26 protein-coding genes are annotated in these 25,097 nt (G+C 59.5%); 17 read left to right on the top strand and 9 right to left on the bottom strand.

Annotated elements, in window-relative coordinates; genetic code table 11:
- The first annotated feature begins 41 nt into the window (after nt 1-41).
- Nucleotides 42-938: a LysR family transcriptional regulator gene (locus QFX16_RS04580; protein WP_283182991.1), complete on the top strand. Its 897-nt coding sequence runs from the start codon at nt 42-44 to the stop codon at nt 936-938.
- Here the strand turns inward: QFX16_RS04580 and QFX16_RS04575 are convergent.
- Nucleotides 919-1,374: a flavodoxin gene (locus tag QFX16_RS04575; protein ID WP_123365302.1), complete on the bottom strand. Its 456-nt coding sequence runs from the start codon at nt 1,372-1,374 to the stop codon at nt 919-921. The genes QFX16_RS04580 and QFX16_RS04575 overlap by 20 nt on opposite strands.
- 154 nt (nt 1,375-1,528) lie before the next feature.
- Between QFX16_RS04575 and QFX16_RS04570 the strand changes: the two genes are divergently transcribed.
- Together QFX16_RS04570 and QFX16_RS04565 are read left to right on the top strand one after the other, a co-directional pair.
- Nucleotides 1,529-2,005 (top strand): PAS domain-containing protein, encoded by a 477-nt coding sequence (locus tag QFX16_RS04570; RefSeq protein ID WP_283182990.1) that lies wholly within the window; start codon nt 1,529-1,531, stop codon nt 2,003-2,005.
- 53 nt (nt 2,006-2,058) lie between these two features.
- Nucleotides 2,059-2,664: a hypothetical protein gene (locus tag QFX16_RS04565; protein WP_283182989.1), complete on the top strand. Its 606-nt coding sequence runs from the start codon at nt 2,059-2,061 to the stop codon at nt 2,662-2,664.
- A gap of 1 nt (nt 2,665) precedes the next feature.
- Here QFX16_RS04565 and QFX16_RS04560 read toward each other — a convergent pair whose 3' ends face one another.
- Complete coding sequence (locus tag QFX16_RS04560) at nt 2,666-3,625, bottom strand: MerR family transcriptional regulator (protein WP_283182988.1); 960 nt, start codon at nt 3,623-3,625, stop codon at nt 2,666-2,668.
- Nucleotides 3,626-3,836: 211 nt separating this feature from the next.
- On the opposite strand from QFX16_RS04560, the gene QFX16_RS04555 reads away from it, so the two are divergent.
- The 7 genes from QFX16_RS04555 to QFX16_RS04525 all read left to right on the top strand — a co-directional run bounded on the left by QFX16_RS04555 (nt 3,837) and on the right by QFX16_RS04525 (nt 8,228).
- Entirely contained in the window at nt 3,837-4,406 is a 570-nt protein-coding gene (locus QFX16_RS04555; RefSeq protein WP_283182987.1) for an antibiotic biosynthesis monooxygenase, read from the top strand.
- 72 nt (nt 4,407-4,478) lie between these two features.
- Nucleotides 4,479-5,189: a dihydromonapterin reductase gene (gene folM / locus QFX16_RS04550; protein WP_150658822.1), complete on the top strand. Its 711-nt coding sequence runs from the start codon at nt 4,479-4,481 to the stop codon at nt 5,187-5,189.
- A 22-nt stretch (nt 5,190-5,211) separates the two neighbouring features.
- Nucleotides 5,212-5,787 (top strand): GTP cyclohydrolase I FolE, encoded by a 576-nt coding sequence (gene folE / locus QFX16_RS04545; protein ID WP_283182986.1) that lies wholly within the window; start codon nt 5,212-5,214, stop codon nt 5,785-5,787.
- Between the two features lie 2 nt (nt 5,788-5,789).
- The gene (gene folX / locus QFX16_RS04540; protein WP_129438421.1) at nt 5,790-6,161 is read left to right on the top strand and encodes a dihydroneopterin triphosphate 2'-epimerase; all 372 of its coding nucleotides are present in this window, start codon (nt 5,790-5,792) and stop codon (nt 6,159-6,161) included.
- 65 nt (nt 6,162-6,226) lie between these two features.
- The gene (locus tag QFX16_RS04535; RefSeq protein WP_008150700.1) at nt 6,227-6,523 is read left to right on the top strand and encodes a DUF1244 domain-containing protein; all 297 of its coding nucleotides are present in this window, start codon (nt 6,227-6,229) and stop codon (nt 6,521-6,523) included.
- Entirely contained in the window at nt 6,516-6,854 is a 339-nt protein-coding gene (locus tag QFX16_RS04530) for a HopJ type III effector protein (RefSeq protein WP_283182985.1), read from the top strand. Before QFX16_RS04535 ends, QFX16_RS04530 begins: the two co-directional genes overlap by 8 nt.
- A gap of 123 nt (nt 6,855-6,977) precedes the next feature.
- Nucleotides 6,978-8,228: a 2-aminoadipate transaminase gene (locus QFX16_RS04525; RefSeq protein WP_283182984.1), complete on the top strand. Its 1,251-nt coding sequence runs from the start codon at nt 6,978-6,980 to the stop codon at nt 8,226-8,228.
- A 65-nt stretch (nt 8,229-8,293) separates the two neighbouring features.
- Here QFX16_RS04525 and trxB read toward each other — a convergent pair whose 3' ends face one another.
- Complete coding sequence (trxB, locus tag QFX16_RS04520; protein ID WP_283182983.1) at nt 8,294-9,250, bottom strand: thioredoxin-disulfide reductase; 957 nt, start codon at nt 9,248-9,250, stop codon at nt 8,294-8,296.
- Nucleotides 9,251-9,566: 316 nt separating this feature from the next.
- Between trxB and cysZ the strand changes: the two genes are divergently transcribed.
- Nucleotides 9,567-10,319 (top strand): sulfate transporter CysZ, encoded by a 753-nt coding sequence (gene cysZ / locus QFX16_RS04515; protein ID WP_283182982.1) that lies wholly within the window; start codon nt 9,567-9,569, stop codon nt 10,317-10,319.
- A 40-nt stretch (nt 10,320-10,359) separates the two neighbouring features.
- The gene (locus tag QFX16_RS04510) at nt 10,360-11,559 is read left to right on the top strand and encodes a glycosyltransferase family 4 protein (RefSeq protein ID WP_283182981.1); all 1,200 of its coding nucleotides are present in this window, start codon (nt 10,360-10,362) and stop codon (nt 11,557-11,559) included.
- A 122-nt stretch (nt 11,560-11,681) separates the two neighbouring features.
- Here the strand turns inward: QFX16_RS04510 and QFX16_RS04505 are convergent, their stop codons facing one another.
- The 3 genes from QFX16_RS04505 to QFX16_RS04495 all read right to left on the bottom strand — a co-directional run bounded on the left by QFX16_RS04505 (nt 11,682) and on the right by QFX16_RS04495 (nt 14,034).
- Nucleotides 11,682-12,785, bottom strand: coding sequence for an NADH:flavin oxidoreductase (locus tag QFX16_RS04505; RefSeq protein ID WP_283182980.1), 1,104 nt, complete (start codon nt 12,783-12,785; stop codon nt 11,682-11,684).
- Between the two features lie 156 nt (nt 12,786-12,941).
- A complete protein-coding gene (locus QFX16_RS04500) occupies nt 12,942-13,424 on the bottom strand; it encodes a glutathione peroxidase (protein ID WP_283182979.1) in 483 nt (160 codons plus the stop codon).
- Nucleotides 13,425-13,548: 124 nt separating this feature from the next.
- The gene (locus QFX16_RS04495) at nt 13,549-14,034 is read right to left on the bottom strand and encodes an FKBP-type peptidyl-prolyl cis-trans isomerase (RefSeq protein WP_007901600.1); all 486 of its coding nucleotides are present in this window, start codon (nt 14,032-14,034) and stop codon (nt 13,549-13,551) included.
- On the opposite strand from QFX16_RS04495, the gene QFX16_RS04490 reads away from it, so the two are divergent.
- The 3 genes from QFX16_RS04490 (at nt 14,003) to yihG (ending at nt 17,568) form a co-directional block, all read left to right on the top strand.
- Entirely contained in the window at nt 14,003-14,341 is a 339-nt protein-coding gene (locus QFX16_RS04490) for a DUF3565 domain-containing protein (RefSeq protein WP_283182978.1), read from the top strand. The genes QFX16_RS04495 and QFX16_RS04490 overlap by 32 nt on opposite strands.
- Nucleotides 14,342-14,559: 218 nt before the next feature.
- The gene (pta, locus tag QFX16_RS04485; RefSeq protein WP_283182977.1) at nt 14,560-16,659 is read left to right on the top strand and encodes a phosphate acetyltransferase; all 2,100 of its coding nucleotides are present in this window, start codon (nt 14,560-14,562) and stop codon (nt 16,657-16,659) included.
- Nucleotides 16,660-17,568: a 1-acylglycerol-3-phosphate O-acyltransferase, YihG family gene (gene yihG / locus QFX16_RS04480; protein WP_283182976.1), complete on the top strand. Its 909-nt coding sequence runs from the start codon at nt 16,660-16,662 to the stop codon at nt 17,566-17,568.
- 194 nt (nt 17,569-17,762) lie between these two features.
- Here yihG and cysN read toward each other — a convergent pair whose 3' ends face one another.
- From cysN to QFX16_RS04465, 3 genes are all read right to left on the bottom strand, one after another.
- Nucleotides 17,763-19,661: a sulfate adenylyltransferase subunit CysN gene (gene cysN, locus QFX16_RS04475; protein WP_283182975.1), complete on the bottom strand. Its 1,899-nt coding sequence runs from the start codon at nt 19,659-19,661 to the stop codon at nt 17,763-17,765.
- Nucleotides 19,662-19,670: 9 nt separating this feature from the next.
- On the bottom strand, nt 19,671-20,588 hold the full coding sequence (gene cysD / locus QFX16_RS04470; protein ID WP_283182974.1) for a sulfate adenylyltransferase subunit CysD: 918 nt from the start codon (nt 20,586-20,588) through the stop codon (nt 19,671-19,673).
- A gap of 249 nt (nt 20,589-20,837) precedes the next feature.
- Nucleotides 20,838-21,596 carry a Nif3-like dinuclear metal center hexameric protein gene (locus QFX16_RS04465; protein WP_283182973.1) on the bottom strand — a complete coding sequence of 253 codons (759 nt, stop codon included), beginning with the start codon at nt 21,594-21,596 and terminating at the stop codon, nt 20,838-20,840.
- Nucleotides 21,597-21,698: 102 nt separating this feature from the next.
- On the opposite strand from QFX16_RS04465, the gene algW reads away from it, so the two are divergent.
- Together algW and QFX16_RS04455 are read left to right on the top strand one after the other, a co-directional pair.
- Nucleotides 21,699-22,859, top strand: a complete 1,161-nt coding sequence (gene algW, locus QFX16_RS04460; RefSeq protein WP_283182972.1) for a Do family serine endopeptidase AlgW — start codon at nt 21,699-21,701, stop codon at nt 22,857-22,859.
- Nucleotides 22,860-22,990: 131 nt separating this feature from the next.
- On the top strand, nt 22,991-25,096 hold the full coding sequence (locus tag QFX16_RS04455) for a TonB-dependent siderophore receptor (RefSeq protein WP_283182971.1): 2,106 nt from the start codon (nt 22,991-22,993) through the stop codon (nt 25,094-25,096).
- Nucleotide 25,097 lies beyond the last annotated feature (1 nt).

Raw genomic sequence — 25,097 nt, 5'->3', positions numbered from 1 at the left:
AATTGTTAGACTCGCAGTCATTCCAAAATGGAATCAGGCAGATGGAATTCAAACAGCTACGCAGCTTCGTCGAGGTCATGCATCAGGGTGGTTTTACTCAGGCCGCCAAGACCTTGCACATCAGTCAATCGGCGGTGAGCAAGCAGGTCGCCCAATTGGAGCAGAGCCTCGGTACACCACTGCTCGAACGACTGGGTTCACAGCTGCGTCTGACCGCCGCCGGCAGCGTGGTTCTGCAACGGGCCGAAGGCATGTTGCGGTTGCGCAACGAACTGCTCAGTGAGCTGGATGACTTGAGCCAACTGGCCCGCGGGGAATTGCGTCTGGGTTTGCCGCTACTGGGCAGTGACGCGCTGTTCGCCGGACTGTTCGCTGAATACCGGCGACGCTACCCCAACATCAGCATTCAATTGCTTGAGGGCGGCAGCCTGAACATCGAACAGGCTGTTTTGAGTGGAGAGCTGGAACTGGGTGGCAGTCTGTTGACGAAGGACCCGCAGTTCGCCTTCCAGCCTTTCTGCGATGAACCGCTGGACGCCCTGCTGCCGGCCGATCATTCGCTGGCGTCGAAGACTGAGATTGGGCTTGAGGAATTGGCCGACACGCCATTCCTGCTGTATCAGCGCAGCTTCGTGCTCAACGACCGTTTGCTACAAGCCTGCAAGCAGCTGGGATTTACGCCCAAGGAAAGCGGCCGCAGCGGCCAGGCGGATTTTCTCGCGGCGCTAGTGGCCGCCGGCCAAGGTGTGGTGTTGTTGCCCCGCGTGGTGGCTCGCGGGCTGGTGCGGCCAGGCGTGGTGCGTCTGACCTTGAACGCGCCGAGCTATCTGCGTTGGGACATCGCCTTCATCTGGCGTCAGGGCGCGTACCTGTCAAAGGCCGCGCAAGCCTGGCTCGCCTTGCTGCGCGAGCGTCCGGTCAGCCCCGCAGAGCGCTGACCAACTCCGCCAGCCAAGGCTCGGCGTCGGTTTCCGGCGTCACGCTTTCGCTGGCGTCCAGGCGCAGCATGGGCAGGACTTCGCGTAGGCCCAGTTCGCCAAACAATTCGCGCATCAACTCGCCGCCACCGCAGAACGTATCGCCGTAGCTCGCATCGCCCAGGCCAATCACGGCGCCCGGCAAGCCACGCCAGGCAGCAGGCAACTGATCGCGAATTGCGAAATACAGCGGTTGCAGGTTGTCAGGCAACTCGCCCATGCCGGTGGTCGAGGTCACCGCCAGGAAGGCTTCGGGACCAAAGGCCTGAACATCGGCGAGGCTTGCACGCGGGTTGTGCCAGGTTTCGAAACCCGCAGCTTTTAAAATATTTGCGGCGTGGCGGGCGACTTCTTCAGCCGTGCCGTACACCGAGCCGGAAAGGATGGCGACTTTCATCAATCTGATCCTGAAGCTGAGTAAAAAGACGGGGGATATTAACAGCCGTGGCAAAAAAGCTGCGATTGACTCTCAATTAACGCTGGTGGCCAGTAGAAAGTTCTCAGTGTTCTTTTAGAATGCATCCCACCATCAAATTGGAAAGGACTCTCCGATGATTAACGCCCAACTGCTGCAAATGGTGATCAACGCTTCCAACGACGGCATCGTGATTGCCGAAAAGGAAGGCGAGCAGGACAACATCCTGATTTACGTCAACCCGGCATTCGAACGCCTGACGGGTTACACCAGCGAGGAAATTCTCTACCAGGATTGCCGTTTTCTTCAGTCCGGGGACCGCGACCAGGAAGCTCTCCCGTTGATTCGCGAGGCCTTGAGCAGTGGCCGGGCTTGCCGGGAAATCCTCAGGAATTACCGCAAGGACGGCACGCAGTTCTGGAACGAGCTGTCCCTTTCGACGGTGAAGAACCCGGATGACGGACAGACTTATTTCATCGGTGTGCAGAAAGACGTCACCCTTCAGGTCAAGGCGCAGCAGCGAGTCGCGCAGTTGGAGGCGCAATTGGCCGAGGTCCAGGCCGAGCTTGCCGCACTAAAAACGACGAACGGCGAAAACAAAACGAAGAATTGAATGTCATTAACTACAATCACCGGTGACTTTGTAAATTTTTTGTCGAGCAGATCATGCAACGCGACGCACTCCTGACCCAGGATGAGCTGGATTTTATCCAGACAATGCAACACAACCCGCAACTCAATGTGCGGGATGCGACGTCGAGCCTGCTCGTCAACGGTGGTTCACAGATTCGTGACCTGCTCACGCGCCTTGCCGCTCATGAGCAAGTCACCATCCAGGCCAACTTCGAAAATCAGCAAATGACCTTCCCGCTGCACCTGGTGGAAGACGAGTTTCATGCGCTGCATTTACGCCTCGGCGTCCCCAGCATCTATGAAGACGGACCGATGGTCCGGCCATGGCGCCTGGTACTCGAAGAACCGGTAGCGCTGGAGAATGCCAATGGCCAGCCCGGTACGATGTGGGTGCACGAAGTATCGTTCAAAGGGGTCTTGCTGGAAGTTCGCAACAAGACCAAACCGCCCAAACATTTCGCCTTGTGGTTCAGCCCGTCTGGCTACGAGCGCATCGCATTGCGCGGCACCTTCGAGAAAGAAACCAAGAACGGCTTCTTTGCCTATCAGTTGAATCAGGGTGACAAGGACGAAACCGAGCGTATGCGCCAGTACATCCTTCAACAGCATCGGCTGACGCATCCGGCCATGCATCTCTGATTCAAGTGTCCAGGTTGCCTGTCAGGAACTGTTTCAAACGCTGACGCATGACCAATCCTTCGTTACCCAGACATCCAATCGACGATCCAGCCAGGCTTTCCTGCACCAGATCGGACGCATCCCCCGCCAGCATCAACTGACAATCCAGGCTCAAGGCCAGGCGCTTCAATCGCCGTGGCAACTCGGGCGCAGGCGCGTGATTGGAGAACAGCACCAGCGCCTGGGGCTTGATCCGCTCGCAGACCAGAGTCAATTCGTCGAATGGCTGACCGATAGCCAACACTTGAATAGCCGAATCGATACTGCTCAGAAACAGCGCCGTTACCAGCACTTCGAGTTCACGACACTGATCGTTCAGGGCGCAGACAATCACCCGTCGCGGCTGCAGGACACGCACCAGCAGCAGGCGTTGCAACACTCGAGAGCGCAGAAAACCATCCAGGAAAAGCCACTCGCTGGCCTGACCGAACGCTTCATGGCGCTGCAGCAATTGCTTCCAGAGTGGAAGCAGAATGTCCTGAAACACGACAGTCAGGGGATAACTGGAAAAGATCTGTCCATAGACCTGCTCCAGTTGAACCTCGTCAAAGGCATTCATCGCCACCTGAATTTGTTGCTGCCACTGCGTGTAGTCAGCGTGTACGAGTTCATTCGGGATGATGTGCGACAGGGCCTGAAGCGGTGCAATCCTGGCCAGGATCTTGCCGACTTTACTGACAGCAACGCCGCGTTCGATCCAGCCAAGGATGCTGCGAACACGATCGATATCGGTCATCGAATACAGTCTGTGCCCACTTTCGGTGCGCGCGGGCTGTATCAGCCCATAGCGGCGTTCCCATGCACGTAGCGTGACCGGGTTGACCCCGGTCAGGCGCGCCACTTCGCGTATCGGAAACAGTTCCTCCTGCTCGAGAGGAAGACCGGGCTGCAATCCAGGGACAACGTCAGTCAGGACAGGCATTTTATAATTCTATGTCCATGTATAAATTGGATCCCATTCTACCTCCCCTGCCCCCACACCCTACAAGACGTTGATGGCGACGAATACCACTGACGTTCCAGGCAGAATCAGGAATAGTCCTTGCTTGTTCCAAGACGCAGCCCACCACCCCGGCGCTGCGCCTGGCGAAACTCCTACCCGGAGCGACGCGATTGTTATACGGAGATGCACAATGTCTACCTCACCCGTCACGCTGATGGTTGCGCGCCGCGTCGCCGATGGGCGCTATCAGGACCTGATCGCCTGGTTACGCGAAGGCGAACAACTGGCCACCGATTTTCCCGGTTATCTCGGCTCTGGCGTGCTCGCTCCGCCGCCCGGCGATAACGAATTCCAGATTATTTTTCGCTTTGCCAACGAGCAAACCATGCACGCCTGGGAGCATTCAGCTTCGCGTACCGCATGGCTGGCCCGCGGCAGCGATCTGTTTGCCCATCCAACAGAACATCGGGTCAGCGGCATCGAAGGCTGGTTCGGCGCGTCCGGCCAGCGCCCACCACGCTGGAAACAGGCCGTGGCGATCTGGTTGGCATTCTTTCCGGTTTCCCTGCTGTTCAACTTTGTCCTCGGGCCGTTGCTGAGCGACATGGGTCTACTGAGCCGGGCGCTCATCAGCACCTTGTGCCTGACCCCGCTGATGGTCTACTTCTTCATTCCGCTGTCGACCCGCCTGCTGGCCAGTTGGCTGAACACCTCGCCGCAACGGCCGCTGCCAGCCGAGCCCTCAACGCAGAATCGCTAAGCCTGCTACCACAATAGGTGTACGCCTCTCGTCGCTGGTATAGTTTTGCTCTTACCGCGACGCGAGCCGTTCATGACCTCTTTCGTAGCTCCAATCCTCATCACCGGTGCCGGCCAACGTGTTGGTCTGCACTGCGCGCAGCGTTTGCTCGAGGATGGCCAGCCGGTGATCTTCAGCTACCGCAGTGAACGCCCCGGCGTGCAAACCCTGCGCGACCTGGGAGCGACCGCGGTGTTTGCCGACTTCTCCACTGAAGCCGGAATCTTCGCGTTCATCAGCGAACTGAAAAACCACACCGACAGCTTGCGGGCGATTGTCCATAACGCCTCCGAATGGCTGGCCGAAACCCCGGACACCGACGCCGCAGCCTTCACCCGCATGTTCAACGTCCACATGCTGGCGCCCTACCTGATCAATCTGCATTGTGCCGACTTGCTGCAACGCTCAAGCCCCGCCGACATCGTACACATCAGCGACGACGTGACCCGCAAGGGCAGCAGCAAGCACATTGGCTACTGCGCCAGCAAAGCCGGGCTCGACAGCCTCACCCTGTCCTTCGCCGCGAAATACGCGCCGACAATCAAGGTCAACGGTATCGCGCCAGCCCTGTTAATGTTCAACCCCGACGACGACGCGGCGTACCGCGCCAAGGCACTGGCCAAGTCCGCGCTGGGTATCGAACCCGGCTGCGAAGTGATCTACCAGAGCTTGCGCTATTTACTCGACAACCCTTATGTCACCGGCACGACCCTGACCGTCAACGGCGGACGGCACATCAAATAAGCGGCCCCCGCGAGGATGTTCCATGACGTTATCCCTGCCCCAGAACGCCCTGTCCCAAAGCTATCGCGAGATCCTCATCGGCCTCGGTGAAAACCCCGACCGCGAGGGTCTGCAAGACACCCCGGTTCGCGCGGCAAAAGCCATGCAGTACCTCTGCCATGGTTATGAGCAAAGTGTCGAAGAGATCGTCAACGGCGCGCTGTTCGCTTCCGATAACGATGAAATGATCATCGTCGACAACATCGAGCTGTACTCGCTCTGCGAACATCACATGCTGCCCTTCATCGGCAAGGCGCATGTGGCTTATATTCCAACGGGCAAAGTGCTGGGCCTGTCGAAGATTGCACGACTGGTGGACATGTTCGCCCGTCGCCTGCAAATCCAGGAAAACCTCACTCGACAAATCGCCGACGCGGTGCAGCAAGTGACCGGTGCGGCGGGCGTCGCAGTGGTCATCGAAGCCAAGCACATGTGCATGATGATGCGCGGCGTCGAGAAACAGAATTCGACCATGAACACCTCGGTGATGCTCGGCGCCTTCCGCGAGTCGAGCAACACCCGCCAGGAGTTCCTGCAATTGATTGGACGGAGCAAGTAGCAATGCCACAACTTCAACCAGGAACGGCACGCATCCGGGTCAAGGACCTGTGCCTGCGGACCTTCATCGGGATCAACGAGGATGAAATCCTCAACAAGCAGGATGTGCTGATCAACCTGACCATCCTGTATGCCGCTCAGGAAGCGGTGCGTGACAACGACATCGATCACGCGCTGAACTACCGCACCATCACCAAGGCGATCATCGCCCACGTGGAAGGCAATCGCTTCGCCCTGCTCGAGCGCCTGACTCAGGAAATTCTCGATCTGGTCATGGCCAACGAGTCGGTGTTGTACGCCGAGGTCGAAGTCGACAAGCCCCACGCCCTGCGATTCGCCGAGTCGGTGTCTATTACCCTGGCCGCGAGCCGCTGACCGTCTGGCACATTGCTCGTCAGACTTTTATCATCCGCGCACGATTTGATTGCACAGAGCCCGCCATGACCGATCAACAACGCCTGGAACTCGAAGCCGCCGCCTTTCGCCGGCTGGTCGCACACCTGGACAGCCGCAAGGATGTGCAGAACATCGACCTGATGAACCTCTCCGGTTTCTGCCGCAACTGCCTGTCCAAGTGGTACAAGGCCGCTGCCGATGAACGCCAGATCGAGGTCAGCCTCGACGACGCCCGCGAAGTGGTTTACGGCATGCCGTACGCCGAGTGGAAAGCCCAATACCAGCAAGAAGCCAACGCCGAACAACAAGCGGCGTTCGCCAAAGGAAAACCCAATGAGTGATTTGAACGCCCTGCGCACCAGCCTCAAGAGCGGCGAACACGTTTTTGCCGACACCCTGGCCTTCATCGCCGCCGGCTACGACTATCAGCCTCAGGCTTTCAACAATGGCGGCGTGGAAAACGCAGCCGGGCAGAACGAAGGTTCGTGCAAGACATTGGGTCTGGCGCTGCTGGAAGGTCTGAGCGATGAAGAAGCGCTGTTAGCGTTTGGCGAGCATTATCGTTCGGTGGTGGCCACGCCTGAAGACAGCGATCACGGCAATATCCGCGCGTTGATTGCTCATGGGTTGGCCGGCGTGAAGTTTTCGCAGCAACCGCTGACTCGCCGCTGACCCAACGCCCACCAAGCACATCCCGACTTTTAAGATTGACCCGGCAACTTTATTTCGTTTGCCGGGCACCGCTGCTCACGGCTTAGATAAAAAGAAGCATCCCTTCTTCTGAGTCAGGTATCCATGAGCAGCGAAACCATCAGCCAGTCGATCAACATCGTTCATCCCGTCACACTCAGCCACGGCAAAAATGCCGAGGTCTGGGACACCGATGGCAAACGCTACATCGACTTCGTCGGCGGCATCGGTGTTTTGAACCTCGGCCATTGCCATCCGCGCATCGTCCAGGCCATTCGCGAACAAGCCACCCGGCTGACCCACTACGCGTTCAACGCCGCTCCGCATGCGCCCTACATCGAACTGATGGATCGTCTCACCGCGTTTATTCCGGTGAACTACCCGGTCAGCGGCATGCTCACCAACAGCGGTGCGGAAGCGGCGGAAAACGCCCTGAAGATCGTGCGTGGCGCCACCGGTCGCACGGCCGTCATCGCCTTCGACGGCGCCTTCCACGGCCGCACACTCGCCACGCTCAACCTCAACGGCAAAGTCGCGCCCTACAAACAGAAAGTCGGGGTGCTGCCGGGTCCGGTTTATCACCTGCCCTTCCCGAGCAAGGACAACGGCGTGACCTGCGCGGAGGCCCTGAAAGCCATGGACCGCCTTTTCAGCGTCGAGATCGACGTCGATGACGTCGCCTGTTTTATCGTCGAACCGGTGCAGGGCGAATCGGGCTTCCTGACGCTGGACGTGGAGTTCGCCCAGGCGCTACGTCGCTTCTGTGATGAAAAAAACATCCTGCTGATCGCTGATGAAATCCAGTCCGGCTTCGGTCGCACCGGCCAGCGCTTTGCCTTCTCGCGACTGGGCATTGAACCCGATCTGATCCTGCTCGCTAAAAGCATCGCCGGCGGCGTACCACTGGGTGCGGTGGTCGGGCGCAAGTCGCTGCTCGACACCTTGCCCAAGGGCGGACTGGGCGGCACCTATTCAGGCAACCCGATTGCCTGCGCCGCGGCACTGGCAACCCTGGACGAGATGACCGATGCGAACCTGCACGCCTGGGGCTCGCAACAGGAAGAAGCCATCGTCAGCCGCTACGAGGCCTGGCGCGCCAGCAAGCTGTCGCCGTATCTGGGCCGCTTGACCGGCGTCGGTGCGATGCGCGGCATCGAGCTGACCAATGCCGACGGCACACCGGCCTCGGCGCAATTGACGCAGCTGCTGGCGCTGGCGCGAAACGCGGGCTTGCTGCTGATGCCCAGCGGCAAGTCGCGAAACATCATTCGGCTGCTGGCGCCGTTGACGACTGAGGCAGCGGTGCTGGAAGAAGGGTTGGATATCCTTGAGGCGAACCTCGCGAAATTGACCTGAAGCAGAACCTTATGCGCACAAAAAAACCGGCCAAGGCCGGTTTTTTCATCGCTACGAAATCAGAATCAAGCGTTCTGCAGATCGTCGAGGTAACGCTCGGCGTCCAGTGCCGCCATGCAGCCGGCGCCGGCCGAGGTGATGGCCTGACGGTAAACGTGGTCAGCCACGTCACCGGCGGCAAAGATACCTTCGAGGCTGGTGGCAGTGGCGTTACCGTCACGGCCGCCCTGCACAACCAGGTAGCCGTCTTTCAACGTCAACTGACCTTCGAACAGCGAAGTGTTCGGGGTGTGGCCGATGGCGATGAACACGCCGTCGACTGTCAGCTCGTCGAAGCTACCGTCGTTGTTCTTCAGGCGGGCACCGGTCACGCCCATGTTGTCGCCCAGGACTTCGTCCAGAGTCGAGTTCAGCTTCAAGACGATTTTGCCTTCGGCAACCCGGGCATTCAGCTTGTCGATCAGGATTTTCTCGGCGCGGAAGGTTTCGCGACGGTGGATCAAGGTCACTTTGCTGGCGATGTTGGCCAGGTACAGCGCCTCTTCAACGGCGGTATTACCGCCACCGACCACGGCCACTGGCTTGTTGCGGTAGAAGAAACCGTCGCAGGTTGCGCAGGCCGAAACGCCTTTGCCCATGAACGCTTCTTCCGACGGCAGGCCCAGGTAACGAGCGCTGGCGCCGGTGGCGATGATCAGGGCGTCGCAGGTGTAAGTCGCGCTGTCGCCGGTCAGGGTGTACGGCTTGGCAGCGAAGTCCACGGCATTGATGTGATCGAAGATGATTTCGGTTTCAAAGCGCTCGGCGTGCTCTTTCATGCGGTCCATCAGCGCCGGGCCGGTCAGACCGTGGACGTCGCCAGGCCAGTTGTCGACTTCTGTGGTGGTGGTCAGTTGACCGCCGGCTTGCATGCCGGTGATCAGCAGTGGCTTGAGGTTGGCACGGGCGGCATAGACCGCGGCGCTGTAACCGGCAGGGCCGGAACCGAGAATAATCACTCGCGAATGACGGACTTCAGACATGACCTGCTCCTGTTGACCGGCCCGAAACATCTGGCGCGGAACGCCGGGTTGCCGGCGGGAATAAAAAAGGACCGTTGAAAGCACTTGGGGAAGGCTTGAGCTCGACAGTCCTGTAAAAAGTATGGGGTGCAGCGTATCGAGGGGGCGAAGATTAAGGAAATACGGTTTAACAATCCAGCTCATAGGCGGTCTCTATCCCCTCACGATGGATACATAGGCGCCTTTGTTACAGTTAATGTCGATGCTGCTACCGCGCTTTCGCCTGTCAGGCAAAGCCGGTAAGGTCGGCGCGTTTCCCCTTTGCTCGGAGCACGTTATGCCCGCCCCCGTTCTGTCCGGCCCGCAATACCTGCGCGAAGGCCTCAAGCTGGTCCTGAGCCCAAGCCTGCGTTTGTTTGTGCTGTTGCCGCTGGTGATCAACCTGGTGCTGTTCGTCGGATTGATCTACCTGGCCAGCCATCAATTCAGCCTGTGGGTCGATACGTTGATGCCGTCCCTGCCCGACTGGCTGAGTTTTCTCAATTATGTTCTCTGGCCGTTGTTCGTGGTGCTGGTGGCGTTGATGGTGTTCTTCACCTTCACCATGCTGGCCAACGTCATCGCTGCGCCATTCAACGGCTTCCTCGCGGAAAAAGTCGAAGTCGTGGTGCGTGGCACTGACGACTTCCCGTCCTTCAGCTGGGGCGAACTGATCGAAATGATCCCCCGCACCCTGGCCCGGGAGATGCGCAAACTCGGCTACTTCCTGCCACGCGCCATCGGGTTGTTCATCCTCTCGTTCATTCCGGTGGTGAACATCATCGCTGCGCCACTGTGGCTGCTGTTCGGGGTGTGGATGATGGCGATCCAGTACATCGACTACCCGGCGGATAACCACAAACTCGGCTGGAACGAGATGCTCGCCTGGCTGCGCGAGAAGCGCTGGCAGAGCATGAGTTTCGGCGGCAGTGTTTATCTGGTACTGCTGATTCCGGTGGTCAACATCCTGATGATGCCGGCCGCCGTGGCGGGTGCGACCTTGTTCTGGGTGCGTGAACGCGGCGCGGAAAACCTGGTGGTCCAGCGCTGATCCGGTCACAAATCCATCATCCCACCGTCACACTGACGACATGGCCTCAGCCTACACTGAGGTCATGACGACAGCTCTGCATATCACCCTGATCACCGAAACCTTCCCACCGGAAATCAACGGCGTAGCCAATACCCTTGGCCGCTTGTGCGACGGCTTGCGCGCGCGCGGGCATCAGGTGGAATTGGTGCGACCGCGTCAGGGTTGCGACCAGCAGTTGGGCAGCGACGATGCGTTGTTGCTGTGTCGGGGCTGGCCGTTACCGGGTTATCCCGGCTTGCAATGGGGTCAGTCGTCGATGCACAAGTTGCTGCGGCGCTGGAAGCGTCATCGGCCGGACGTGCTGTACATCGCCACGGAAGGACCGCTGGGATTGTCCGCGTTGCGCGCGGCACGGCGCTTGGGGATTTCGGTGGTCAGCGGCTTTCACACTAATTTCCAGCAGTACTCCAGTCAGTATGGGCTTGGACTGCTGACGCGATTGCTGACCCACTACCTGCGCTGGTTTCACAATCGTTCGACGCTGACCCTGGTGCCGAGCGTGAGCCAAAGAATGGAACTGGAACGCCGGCATTTCGAGCGCCTGGCGTTGCTGTCCCGTGGGGTCGACAGCCAGTTGTTTCACCCGACCAAGCGGCTGACGTCGCTGCGCGAACAGTGGGGTTTGGCCGACAGTGACATTGCCGTCATCCATGTAGGTCGCCTGGCACCGGAGAAAAATCTCGGCTTGCTTAAGCGCAGTTTCGAAAGGCTGCGTACGACTTATCCACAGAAAAACCTGAAGTTGATCGTGATCGGCGACGGTCCGCAACGAGTGGTCTTGGAGAAAGAACTGCCCGAGGCGATTTTCTGTGGCTCTCAACGCGGCGAAGCCTTGGCCAGTCACTATGCCTCGGGGGATGTGTTTCTGTTTCCAAGCCTGACCGAGACTTTCGGCAACGTGGTGCTTGAGGCACTGGCTTCAGGTTTGGGTGTGGTGGCTTACGATCAGGCTGCGGCGGCTCAGCACATCCGCCATGGCTACAACGGCGTACTGGCGATGCCGGGGGACGAAGAGGCGTTCTGCGATGCGGCGTGTTGGCTGTTGGAGGAGCGCGAAACCTTGCGCTGCATGCGGCTTAATGCGCGTCAGCATGCGAGTCGCCAGGGCTGGGCAGCGATTATCGAGCAGTTTGAGAGGCAGTTGCGCGGGGCTTGTGTTGGGGAGCAGGTGGTTCCTGGTGCAGCGACATTGCCCTGAATTCTTTGGTGATATCAAGTGAGTCATCGCGAGCAAGCTCGCTCCCACAGGTGACCGAGTTTTCTCAGAGAAACGCGGTCGAATGTGGGGCTTGCTCGCGAAGGCGTCAGTGCAGGCGCCGCTTAAACCAGAGTCATCAACGCCTCACGGCTGAACGGCAGGATGTCTTCTTCACGGCCGTCACGCACCTTCTGCGCCCAGTCCGGGTCCACCAGCAACGCACGACCGACGGCCACCAGATCGAACTCATCATTGTTCAAACGCTCCAGCAGTTTTTCCAGACTGGCCGGCTGCGCGATCTTGTCGGTGTTGACCATGAACTGCAGGAACTCGCCGTCCAGGCCGACGCTGCCCACGGTGATGGTCGGCTTGCCAGTGAGTTTGCGGGCCCAGCCTGCCAGGTTCAGCTCGGAACCGTCGAATTCCGGCTCCCAGAAACGGCGCGTCGAGCAGTGGAAAATATCCACGCCGGCGTCGGACAACGGCTTGAGGAATTCGCCCAACGCTTGCGGCGTTTGCACCAGACGCGCGGTGTAATCCTGCTGCTTCCACTGCGAGAAACGGAAAATAATCGGGAAACCTTCGCCGACCGCTGCACGCACCGCCTGGATCAGTTCAATGGCGAAACGCGAACGGTTAGCCAGGCTGCCGCCGTATTCGTCAGTGCGCTGGTTGCTGCCGTCCCAGAAGAACTGGTCCACGAGGTAGCCGTGGGCACCGTGAATTTCCACGCCGTCCATGCCGATGCTCTGGGCATCTTTGGCAGCCTGGGCAAACGCGGCGATCACGTCCTGGATATCTTGCTGGGTCATGCCGTGAACCACGACCTGACCGTCCTTCAATTTCTCCGACGGACCGTAACCCGGCACGCTGGCGTCCGGCTCGGTGCCGATGCGGCGCACGCTGCCGACATGCCACAGCTGCGGAACGATCTTGCCGCCTTCAGCGTGAACCGCGTCGACCACTTTCTTCCAGCCGGCCAGCGCTGCTGCACCGTAGAAATGCGGCACGTTTGGGTAGCCGCTGGAAGCCTTGTGGCCGACGGTGGTGCCTTCGGTGATGATCAGACCCACACCCGCAGCGGCACGACGACGGTAGTACTCGATCACCTTGGAATTGGGAACGCCACCCGGCGAAAACGAACGGGTCATCGGCGCCATGACGACGCGGGTCGGCAGTTCGAGGGTGCCAAGGTGGAACGGTTTGAACAGGGCTTTGACGGGCATGGGACGCTCCACGAAAACGGTATCGACGGGACAGAGGTTTTATGACGGCGATAATATGCGGGACGGCAAGCGATGCACAGCACTATTGATTGCGGTGATTAAGGTTCAAAAGGCAGGCATAAAAAATCGCAGCTCAGTGGCTGCGATTTTTTGGGTTCAGCTCAGCGCTTTTTCGATCGCATGAACGACAGACGGATCATCCGGCGCCGTGCGCGGCGAGAACCGCGCCAGCACGCGACCATCCTTGCCCATCAGGAATTTTTCGAAGTTCCAGGTAATGTCACCGGGAAATTCAGCACCCTCGCCCGCCAGCAGACGGTACAGCTGATGACGATCGTGACCGTTGACTTCCAGCTTGCTGGACAACGGAAAACTCACGCCGTAGTTGAGGCTGCAAAACTCCTGGATCTCTTGCTCGGTACCCGGTTCCTGCCCGGCAAATTGGTTGCACGGCAGGCCCAGCACGCTGAAACCTTTGTCCTTGTATTGCTGGTAGAGGTTTTCCAGCGCCGCGTACTGTGGGGTCAAGCCGCATTTGGAGGCAACGTTGACCACCAGCACGACACGCCCCTTGAAAGGCGCCAGCGGTAGTTCCTGACCATCCAGGGCTGTCAATTTAAGGTCGTGAAAAGCACTCATGACGAACTCCAAATTCCCGTGTTCTTCTCGAAACAGCCACTTGGCGGTGTCACCTGGGACAGCCGCGGACTAAAAAGGCGCCCCTCGGGCGCCTCTCCAGTTCTCGAAAGCTTAGCGCAGAAAATCAGTGGTGATGGCCACCTTCGCCATGGACGTGACCATGTGCGATTTCTTCCTGGCTGGCGTCACGGATGTCGATGATCTTGACCTGGAAATTCAGGCGCTGACCGGCCAACGGGTGGTTGCCGTCGACGGTGACATCGTCGCCGTCCAGATCGCGAATGGTGACGATCTGCATCTGGCCGTCTGGAGCGGATGCGTGGAACTGCATACCCACTTCCAGCTCGTCGACGCCTTCGAACATGCTGCGGCTCAACGTGCTGACCAGTTCGGCAGCGTATTCGCCGTAGGCATCTTCAGGTTCTACGGCGACAGTCAGTTCGTCACCGACTGCTTTGCCTTCCAGAGCCTTTTCCAGGCCCGGAATGATGTTACCTGCGCCTTGCAGGTAGACCAGCGGCGCGCCGCCGGCGGAGCTGTCGATGACCTCACCAGCGTCGTTGGTCAGGGTATAGTCGATGGAGACAGCCTTATTGGCGGCGATCAGCATGGGGCGAGACCTTTTGCATAAGAATGAAGAATGGCCAAGTTTAGCGAAGCAATCGCCCGAAAGCGAACACAACCCGGACAGACGGGGGGCGGCGAAAGGCTCAACGGTCACAGGCTTCCATCAAGATGAGGACGGGCACTGGGTGGCCGAGCTTTCCTGCGGTCACACCCAGCACCTGCGCCACCAGCCACCGTGGCAATCGCGCGCCTGGGTCCTGGACTCCACGCAACGTAGTAAAAAAATAGGCCAGCCCTTTGATTGCGGTTGGTGCGCACAAGGCTCGGTTAGCGATAACCTTGGCGACTGAATTTCGGTAAACGGCCAGACATAGGTCGTCACCTGGCGGCCCGTACGGCCTTTGCGTCAGATCAAATTCGGATGCCTGGAATCCATAGCCAAGGCGCTGCGACGAGTCATAGCTCGCTATGGGGAGGAGCAGCAACGCAGTATATGGATTTCAGGCGCCGAATTTGACTGACAGCAAAGGCCACACGGGCCGCCCATATGCACCTCCAGAGAATTCGCATGCAAACTTTTTTTATCGCGCCCACCGATTTTGGTGTGGGTCTGACCTCCATCAGCCTCGGGCTGGTGCGCACACTAGAGCGGGCGGGCCTCAAAGTCGGCTTTTTCAAACCGATTGCCCAGCCGCATCCGGGTGACACCGGGCCTGAACGGTCCACCGAACTGGTGGCGCGCACTCACGGTTTGAAACCGCCTCAGCCGCTCGGTCTGGCCCATGTCGAGCGCATGCTCGGCGACGGTCAACTGGACGAGTTGCTCGAAGAAATCATCACCCTTTATCAGCAGGCGGCAGTCGGCAAGGATGTGCTGATCGTCGAAGGCATGGTCCCGACCCGCAGCGCCAGTTATGCCGCGCGGGTCAATCTGCATTTGGCGAAAAGCCTCGACGCCGAAGTGATCCTGGTCTCGGCACCGGAAAACGAAGTGTTGACCGAACTGTCCGGCCGAGTGGAATTGCAGGCGCAATTGTTCGGCGGACCGAAAGACCCGAAAGTCCTCGGCGTGATCCTCAACAAAGTCAAAACCGACGAGAGCATGGAGGCCTTCGCCTCGCGCTTGAAAGAGCATTCGCCGTTGCTGCGCAGTGGCGATTTCCGTCTGCTGGGTTGCATCCCGTTCCAGCCGGAATTGAACGCCCCGCGCACCCGCGACGTCGCCGATCTGATGGGCGCGCAAATTCTCAATGCCGGTGACTACGAAACCCGGCGCATGACCAAAATCATTATCTGCGCCCGCACCATGCGCAACACCGTGGAGCTGCTCAAGCCCGGCGTGTTGGTGGTGACGCCTGGCGATCGCGACGACATCATCCTCGCCGTCAGCCTCGCCGCCATGAACGGCGTGCCGCTGGCCGGCCTGTTGCTGACCAGCGACACCCTGCCCGACCCGCGTATCATGGACCTCTGTCGTGGCGCGTTGCAGGCTGGCCTGCCGGTGTTGTCGGTAAGCACCGGCTCCTACGACACCGCTAACCAGTTGAACGGTTTGAACAAGGAAATCCCGATCGACGACCGCGAGCGTGCGGAAATCATCACCGATTTCGTCGCCAGCCATCTGGACGCGAACTGGCTGCACCAGCGCTGCGGTACGCCACGGGAAATGCGCTTGTCGCCCGCCGTGTTCCGCTATCAATTGATTCAGCGTGCCCAGGCCGCCAACAAGCGCATCGTTCTGCCCGAAGGCAGCGAGCCGCTGACGGTGCAAGCCGCAGCGATCTGTCAGGCACGCGGTATCGCTCGTTGCGTGTTGCTGGCGAAACCTGCGGATGTCGAAGCCGTCGCCCGCGCCCAAGGCATCGAGCTGCCGCCGGGGCTGGAAATCCTCGACCCGGACTTGATTCGCGAGCGCTACGTCGAACCGATGGTCGCCCTGCGCAAAACCAAAAGCCTCAACGCGCCGATGGCCGAGCAGCAACTGGAAGACACCGTGGTGATCGGCACCATGATGCTGGCGCTGGATGAAGTCGATGGCCTCGTGTCCGGGGTCATTCACTCCACCGCCAACACCATCCGCCCGGCCTTGCAACTGATCAAGACCGCGCCGGGCTGCACGCTGGTGTCGTCGGTGTTCTTCATGCTCTTCCCCGAGGAAGTGCTGGTCTACGGCGACTGCGTGATGAACCCGCACCCGAGCGCCAGCGAACTGGCCGAGATCGCGCTGCAAAGCGCCGACTCGGCAGCCGCCTTCGGCATCACCCCGCGCGTGGCGATGATCAGCTACTCCAGCGGTGAATCGGCCAGCGGCGAAGAAGTCGAGAAGGTACGCGAAGCGACATTGCTCGCCCACGAACAACAGAACTCGCTGTTGATCGACGGCCCATTGCAGTACGACGCCGCCGCCAACGAAACCGTCGCCCGACAACTGGCGCCGAACAGCCAGGTCGCTGGTCGCGCCACAGTGTTCGTATTCCCCGACCTGAACACCGGCAACACCACCCACAAAGCGGTGCAGCGCAGCGCCGACTGCGTCAGCCTCGGGCCGATGCTGCAAGGCCTGCGCAAACCGGTGAACGACCTGCCGCGTGGCGCGCAGGTCGACGACATCGTCTACACCATCGCGTTGACCGCGATTCAAGCTGCCAACCGACCTTTGGATCTTTAAATGCTGGATTCCCTACCTGCACCGCTGCGAGGCGTGATTGCCTCGCTGCTGTTGGCGCTGAACACGATTGCCTGCTGCACACCGCTGTTCATCGTGGCGATCTTCAAACTGCTGCTGCCTTTCCCCGCCGCCCAGCGCTTTACCGATTGGCTGATGAGCCACATCCACGAAGCCTGGATCAGCAACAACAAAGCGTGGATGGATTTGCTCGGACACACGCGCTGGAAACTCAGCGGCCTGGAAGGTCTGGACTATCAGCACTCGTATTTGATCACCAGCAACCACCAGAGCTGGGTCGACATCATGGTGTTGCAGTACGTGCTGAACCGGAAGATTCGCCCGCTGAAGTTCTTCCTCAAACAGGAACTGATCTGGGTGCCGGTGATTGGTCTGGCGTGGTGGGCGCTCGGCTTTCCGTTCATGAAGCGCTACTCCAAGGCCTACCTGGAGAAGTACCCGGAAAAGAAAGGCAAAGACCTGGAAACCACCCGCAAGACCTGCGACAAGTTCCGCCATAACCCGGTGGGGATTTTCAACTTCGTCGAAGGTACGCGTTTCACCGAAGGCAAACATGCCCAGCAGAAATCGCCGTTCCGTCACTTGCTCAAACCGAAGGCTGGCGGCATTGCGTTTGTGCTGGATGCCATGGGGGAGCAGCTGGAAGCCATCGTCAACGTGACCATTCACTATCCGGCCGGGCGTCCCGGTTACTGGGATTTGCTCTGTGGGAACGTTAAGGACGTGGTGGTGCACTTTCAGGAACTGAAGATTCCGCCGCAATTCATCGGCAAGAACTACGACCAGGACGGCGAGTATCGATTGCAGTTTCAGGGCTGGATCAATCAGCTATGGGAAGACAAGGATGCGCTGCTGGGGCAGATGCATCGCGAGTATCCGACCAAGTCCTGAAGCGCCTGTACTGGCCTCATCGCGAGCAGGCTCGCTCCCACATGGGATCTCCATGGAATACAGATTTTGTGTTCACTTGAGATCCCTGTGGGAGTGAGCCTGCTCCGGGCGGCGCTCCGACGATGGCGATCTTAGGGACACAAAAAACCCGCCGATGATCACTCATCGGCGGGTTTTTTATTAACGGCTAACGCTTAGATCGCGCCACGCTTGCGCAGTAGATCCAGCACTTGCTTGACGCTTTCTTCCAGCGACAGCGACTGGGTATCGACCACAAGGTCGGCGTCCAGCGGCACGTCGTACGGGAAGGAATCGCCAGGGATGTTATCGCCGGCCGCCGCGTACAGGCCTTGTGGGTCACGCTCGGCACAGACCGTCGGAGAGGCCTGGACGTAGACCGTCAGCAGACGCTCCTTGCCGATCAGTTCCCTGGCCTGCTCACGACCTTCGGCACTCGGCGCAACGAAGGCTGCCAGTGTCAGCAGACCCGCTTCGTTGAACTGACGCGCAACGTGCGCCGCACGACGCCAGTTCTCGGTACGCCCGGCGCGATCCTGTGGCAGGCCTTTGTTCAGGTCATGACGCAGGTTCTGGCCATCGAGCACAAACACCGCGCGGCCCATGTCGAACAGCTTGCGCTCAACCGCGTAGGCCAGGGTGCTTTTGCCCGCGCCCGACAAACCGCTGAACAACACGGTGGCCGGTTGCTGGCCGAAGCGCTGGGCGCGTTCTTCGGTGGCGACGTGCGCCAGTTTGCCGTGATGCGTGCTGGTGCCATGGCTCAACGGCTGGGCGATGATCATGCCGGCCGCGACGGTGCCATTGGTCAAACGATCGATGATGATGAACGAACCGGTGGTGCGGTTGCTCGCGTAACCGTCCAGCGCAATGGCCGCGTCGAGGCTGATCTTGACGCGACCGATCTCGTTCAGATGCAACGAACTGGCCGGACCTTCTTCCAGGGTGTTCACGTCAACGCGGTTGACGATGCTGGTGATCGAACCCGGCACGTAGGTGGTCGCGCGCTTGATGTCGTATTTCTTGCCCGGCAGCATCGGCTCTTCCGCCATCCACACCAGCATGGCGTCGAAGGCGTCAGTCACTTGCGGCAGATTGTCGGCATGCACCAACAAGTCGCCGCGAGAGATGTCGATCTCGTCTTCCATGGTCAGCGTCACCGCTTGACCAGGACCGGCGTGCTCCAGCTCACCTTCGAAGGTGACGATGGATTTCACGCGGCTGCTCTTGCCCGACGGCAGCACAACGACTTCGTCGCCCTTGTGCACGACGCCGCTGGCCAGGGTGCCGGCGAAACCACGGAAGTTCAGGTTCGGACGGTTGACGTACTGCACCGGGAAACGCAGGTCGGTGTAGTTACGGTCGCTGGCGATTTCGACGGTTTCAAGAATTTCCATCAGCGACTGGCCGGTGTACCACGGCGAGCGCTCGGACTTGTTCACCACGTTGTCGCCCTTCAGCGCCGACATCGGCACGAACGCCATGGTGGTCGGCTTGAACGCGATGCCTTCGGCGAACTTCAAGTAATCGGCCTTGATCGACTCGAAGACTGTTTCGTCGAAGCCGTTGAGGTCCATCTTGTTGATGGCGACAACGATGTGCTTGATGCCGAGCAACGAGGCAATGAAGCTGTGGCGACGGGTCTGGGTCTGCACGCCATAACGGGCGTCGACCAGGATGATCGCCAGGTCACAGGTGGACGCACCGGTGGCCATGTTGCGGGTGTACTGCTCATGGCCAGGGGTGTCGGCGATGATGAATTTGCGTTTGGCGGTGGAGAAATAACGGTAAGCGACATCGATGGTGATGCCCTGCTCCCGCTCGGCCTGCAGGCCGTCGACCAGCAATGCCAGGTCGATGTCATCGCCGGTGGTGCCGACTTTTTTCGAGTCGCGGGTAATGGCTTCCAGGTGATCTTCGTAGATCATTTTGGAGTCGTGCAGCAGGCGCCCGATCAGGGTGCTCTTGCCGTCGTCGACGTTGCCACAGGTAAGAAAGCGCAGCATTTCCTTGCGTTCGTGCTGGCCCAGATAGGCGAGGATGTCCTCGCTGATCAAATCAGATGCGTGCGACATGACAACCCCTTAGAAATAACCCTGACGTTTCTTTTCTTCCATCGAGCCGGCGCCATCGTGATCGATGACTCGGCCCTGGCGTTCGGAAGTTCGCGTCAGGAGCATTTCCTGAATGATGTCGGTCAGGCTGATGGCCTCGGACTCGACCGCACCGGTCAACGGGTAGTCGCCGAGTGTGCGGAAGCGGACCTTCTTCTTGACGATGCGCGCCTTGTCTTCATCGCTCAGGTGATTGAGCAGGCGTTCGTCGTCGATCATGATCCAGGTGCCATTCATCTCGATGACGTCGCGCTCGGCGGCGAAATACAGCGGCACAATCGGGATGCCTTCGAGGTAGATGTACTGCCAGATGTCCAGTTCGGTCCAGTTCGACAAAGGGAACACGCGGATCGATTCACCCTTGTTGACCTTGCCGTTGTAGACGTTCCACAGCTCGGGACGCTGGTTTTTCGGGTCCCAGCGGTGCTTGGTGTCGCGGAAGGAATACACGCGCTCTTTGGCACGGGACTTCTCTTCGTCGCGACGGGCACCACCGAAAGCAGCATCGAAACCGTACTTGTCTAGGGCCTGCTTGAGGCCTTCGGTTTTCATGATATCGGTGTGCTTGGCGCTGCCGTGGGTCAGCGGGTTGATGCCCTGCGCGACGCCATCGGGGTTCACGTGCACGATCAGGTCCAGGCCGAGTTCTTCGACCATGCGGTCGCGGAACGCGTACATTTCCTTGAACTTCCACCGGGTGTCGACGTGCATCACCGGGAACGGCAGTTTGCCCGGGAAGAATGCCTTGCGCGCAAGGTGCAGCATCACGGCGGAGTCTTTACCGACGGAGTACAGCATCACCGGGTTATCGAACTCGGCGGCGACCTCGCGGATGATGTGGATGCTTTCGGCCTCCAGCTGTTTCAGATGCGTCAGTTTGTCGACCATGGCTACTCACGAAAACGATCTTATGGACGGCCAGCGGGCCGTGTTCGAGCGAGGAATGCTAGCACAGCGACCTCTTCTAATCAGGCCGCCGACTAGATCGAAAGGGTATATCAATATACCTGCCTGTTCGGGTGTACTGGGTCCTGTGGGAGTGAGCCAGCTCGCGATAGCGGCGTGTCAGTCACATCAATGTCGAATGTGACGCAGCCATCGCGAGCAGGCTCGCTCCCACAGTGGGTATGGGGTGATTCAGATAGGATTCGGGCAATCGATGAAGATGTGCTCAAGGGCAAAACGCCGCGCCAGATAATCCCCGAGTGCCTGCACTCCATAGCGCTCGGTGGCGTGATGGCCGGCGGCGATGAAGCTGATGTCGTTTTCCCGGGCGCTGTGGAAGGTCTGCTCGGACGCCTCACCGCTGAGGTACAAGTCGACACCAGCCAGCACGGCCTGATCGATGTAACCCTGACCGCCACCGGTGCACCAGCCAACGCGGCGAATCATCTCGCTGCCTTCGATCAGCAATGGCTCGCGGCCCATGACTTCTTGTACGCGACGGGCAAAATCGCGGGCCGTCACCGGCTCGTTCAATGAACCGACCAGTCCGACAACTTTAAGGTTGTCCGGGTCCAATGGGCCTTCGACGGTGATGTCCAGCTGGCGTGCCAGCTGCACGTTATTGCCGACTTCCGGGTGCAGATCCAGCGGCAGGTGGTAGGACAACAGGCTGATATCGTGCTTGAGCAGGGTTTTCAACCGACGCTGCTTCATGCCGGTGATGCAGGGATTCTCGCCTTTCCAGAAATAACCGTGATGCACCAGCACCAGGTCGGCGCTGGCTTCCACAGCGGCGTCGAGCAACGCCTGGCTGGCGGTGACGCCACTAACGATGCGCATGACCTGCGGCCGGCCTTCGACCTGCAACCCGTTGGGGCAGTAATCGGCAATCTTGGCACTGTTAAGGTAACGGTCGGCTTCTTCGACCAGGGTTCTCAGGGCGACGGCCATAAAAGACTCCTAAATATCCCGTTCAGAGGCACGCTTCGCCTCGTATAATGCGCGACATTATGGGCGGTCTCATACCGCCTGCAACCTCTCAGGACGTGCTTAATGCTTAAGGCGCTGCGTTTTTCCGGCTGGCCGCTGTTGGCCGGCGTGCTTATCGCTCTATTGATAATCCAGCGTTACCCGCAGTGGGTCGGGCTCCCGAGCCTCGACGTCAACATGCAGCAAGCCCCGCAAACCACCACCATGCAACAGGGCCCCGTGTCCTATGCCGACGCCGTGACTACCGCCGCGCCATCGGTGGTCAACCTGTACACCACCAAAGTCATCAACAAACCGAACCATCCGCTGTTCGAGGACCCGCAGTTCCGCCGCTTCTTCGGCGACAACTCGCCCAAACAGAAGCGCATGGAGTCGAGCCTCGGTTCAGGCGTGATCATGAGCCCGGAAGGTTACCTGCTGACCAACAACCACGTGACCACCGGCGCCGACCAGATCGTGGTGGCGCTCAAGGACGGTCGTGAAACCTTGGCCCGAGTGATCGGCAGCGACCCGGAAACCGACCTCGCTGTCCTGAAGATCGACTTGAAGAATCTTCCATCGATCACTGTCGGGCGTTCCGACAACATCCGCATCGGCGACGTAGCCCTGGCCATCGGCAACCCGTTCGGTGTCGGCCAGACCGTGACCATGGGCATCATCAGCGCCACCGGGCGCAATCAGCTGGGCTTGAACAACTACGAAGACTTCATTCAGACCGACGCAGCGATCAACCCCGGCAACTCCGGCGGCGCGCTGGTGGATGCCAACGGCAACCTGACCGGCATCAACACGGCGATCTTCTCCAAGTCCGGCGGTTCGCAGGGCATCGGTTTCGCAATCCCGGTGAAACTGGCCATGGAAGTGATGAAGTCGATCATCGAACACGGCCAGGTGATTCGTGGCTGGCTCGGCATCGAAGTGCAGCCGTTGAGCCAGGAACTGGCGGAATCGTTTGGTCTGTCGGGGCGACCGGGCATTGTGGTCGCGGGGATTTTCCGTGACGGTCCGGCGCAGAAGGCCGGCCTGCAATTGGGTGACGTGATCCTCAGCATCGACGGCGAGCCGGCTGGCGATGGTCGCCGTTCGATGAACCAGGTCGCGCGGATCAAACCGACCGACAAGGTCACGATCCAGGTGATGCGCAACGGCAAAGAGCTCAAGCTCACCGCCGAGATCGGTTTGCGTCCGCCGCCTGCGCCGGTCAAAGAGAAAGTAGAAGAGTAAGCCCGTAGGAGCTGTCGAAGGCTGCGATCTTTTGCATCCTCGACCGCTCCAAAACTCCGAAGCCTCTTAACAACAGACATTCTCATTAGGCATGTTATATTGTTTCAATATCACTATTGGAACAACATAACATGTCGTCTCGAACAATGGCTTCCCTCGCAGGCCTGGCCCTCGGTTTGCTGGGGGGGCCGGTCTTCGCCGAAGAATTGCAAACCGTTGAACTGGACGCCATCAGCGTCACCTCCGAGTACGAATCCCCTACCGACCCGGTCAAGGGTTACCGCGCCACGCGCTCTTCCAGCGCAACCAAGACCGACACGGCCATTCGCGATATCCCACAATCGATCAGTGTGATTCCCGTCAGTGTGCTCAAGGATCTGGGCAGCACCAGCGTCGAGCGCGCCCTGGATTTTGCCGGTGGCGTGTCGAAGCAGAACAACTTCGGCGGCCTGACGCTCTACGAATACAGCGTGCGCGGCTTCACCACTTCGGAGTTCTACAAGGACGGTTTCAGCGCCAACCGCGGCTATCCAAGCACCCCGGATGTGGCCAACATCGAACGCATCGAAGTGCTCAAAGGCCCGGCCGCCAGTCTCTATGGTCGTGGCGATCCGGGCGGTACGGTGAACATCGTCACCAAGAAGCCCCAACCCGAAGCCTTCACCACACTACAAACCAGCGCCGGCAGCTGGGATCGTTATCGCACCGCCGTGGACGTCAACACGCCGCTGGATGATGACGGCAACGTTCTGTCCCGGGTGAATCTGACCGTCGAGGACAACCACAGCTTCCGCGATCACGTCGACAGCCAGCGTGTGTTTGTTGCGCCTTCCTTCAGTTGGCAACTGAGCCCGGACACCAGCCTGTTGGTGGAGAGCGAATTCGTTCGCCACAGCTCGACATTCGATCGAGGTATCGTCGCGCCGAACAATAAATGGAGCCGCGTCTCCCGTTCGACCTTCCTTGGCGAACCCAACGACGGCAACATCGACAACCACAACAATCTGCTGCAAGCCGCCCTCGAACATCAGCTCAACGACCGCTGGAAACTGCGCCTCGCCAGCCATTACAAGGAAGGCAAGCTCTGGGGCTTCGCCTCAGAAAATCGTCTCTTGAACGCCGACGGCCACACCGTGAACCGTCGCTACCGCGAGCGCGATACCAACTGGCATGACAGCATCACCCAACTCGAACTGCGCGGTTTGTTCGACATCGGCAGCTGGCAACACGAACTGCTGATCGGCAGCGAATACGAGAATTTCCGCAAGAACGAACGGGTCACGACCATTGCTGGCGGCCCGTATGCCATCGATATCTATCGGCCGATCTACGGCCAGCCGAAACCCAATGGCACACGCTCCGGGACCGACCTCTTCGAGCATGTCGAAAGCCAGGCACTGAACCTTCAGGACCAGATCGTTTTCACCGACAAACTGCGCGGCATGATCGGTGCGCGCTTCGAACATTTCGAACAAAGCATCAACGATCACAGCCGCAACGCGACCAGCCGCCAGCGCCACGATACCCTGACCCAGCGGGCCGGCCTGCTCTACCAACTGACGCCCGAAGTAGGGTTGTTCGCCAACGCCTCTACTTCATTCAAACCGAACAACGGCCTGGACGCCACCGGCAAATCCTTCGACCCGGAAGAAGGCGTCGGTTATGAAGTCGGGATCAAGAGCGAGCTGTTCGACGACCGCTTGAGCACCACCCTCGCCGCCTTCCATATCGAAAAGGAAAACGTCCTGGCGCTCGATCCGAGCACCGATTCCAGCCGCGCCATGGGCAAGGCCCGCAGCCAGGGTGTCGACCTGCAAGTCACCGGGCAAGTGACCGACGCCGTGCGAGTGATCGGCGCCTTCGCTTACATCGACGCCGAAGTCACCCAAGGCGACAAGGTGATTCCCACCGGCAGCCGAATTCTCGGTGTGGCCAAACGCAGCGGCAGTTTGTTGGGCGTTTATGAATTTCAGGATGGCCATTTGAGCGGTTCGGACCTTGGTGCAGCGCTCACCTATGTCGGCGATCGCTCAGGTGAAGCCGGCAGCGATTTCGAACTGCCGTCCTACCACACCGTCGACCTGCTGGCCCATTACAAGGCCAGCGAAAACGTCACCGTGGGCCTGAACCTGAACAACCTTTTCGACGAGAAATACTTCGAGCGCTCCTACAGCAACTACTGGGTCAACCCCGGCGAGCCGCGCAATTTCACCGTCAGCCTGACACTCAACCTGTAAA

The sequence above is a fragment of the Pseudomonas svalbardensis genome (assembly GCF_030053115.1).
Taxonomy (GTDB): Bacteria; Pseudomonadota; Gammaproteobacteria; order Pseudomonadales; family Pseudomonadaceae; genus Aquipseudomonas; species Aquipseudomonas svalbardensis.
The sequence above is the reverse complement of the archived record's forward strand: the minus strand, read 5'-3'. Positions and strand labels throughout refer to the sequence as shown.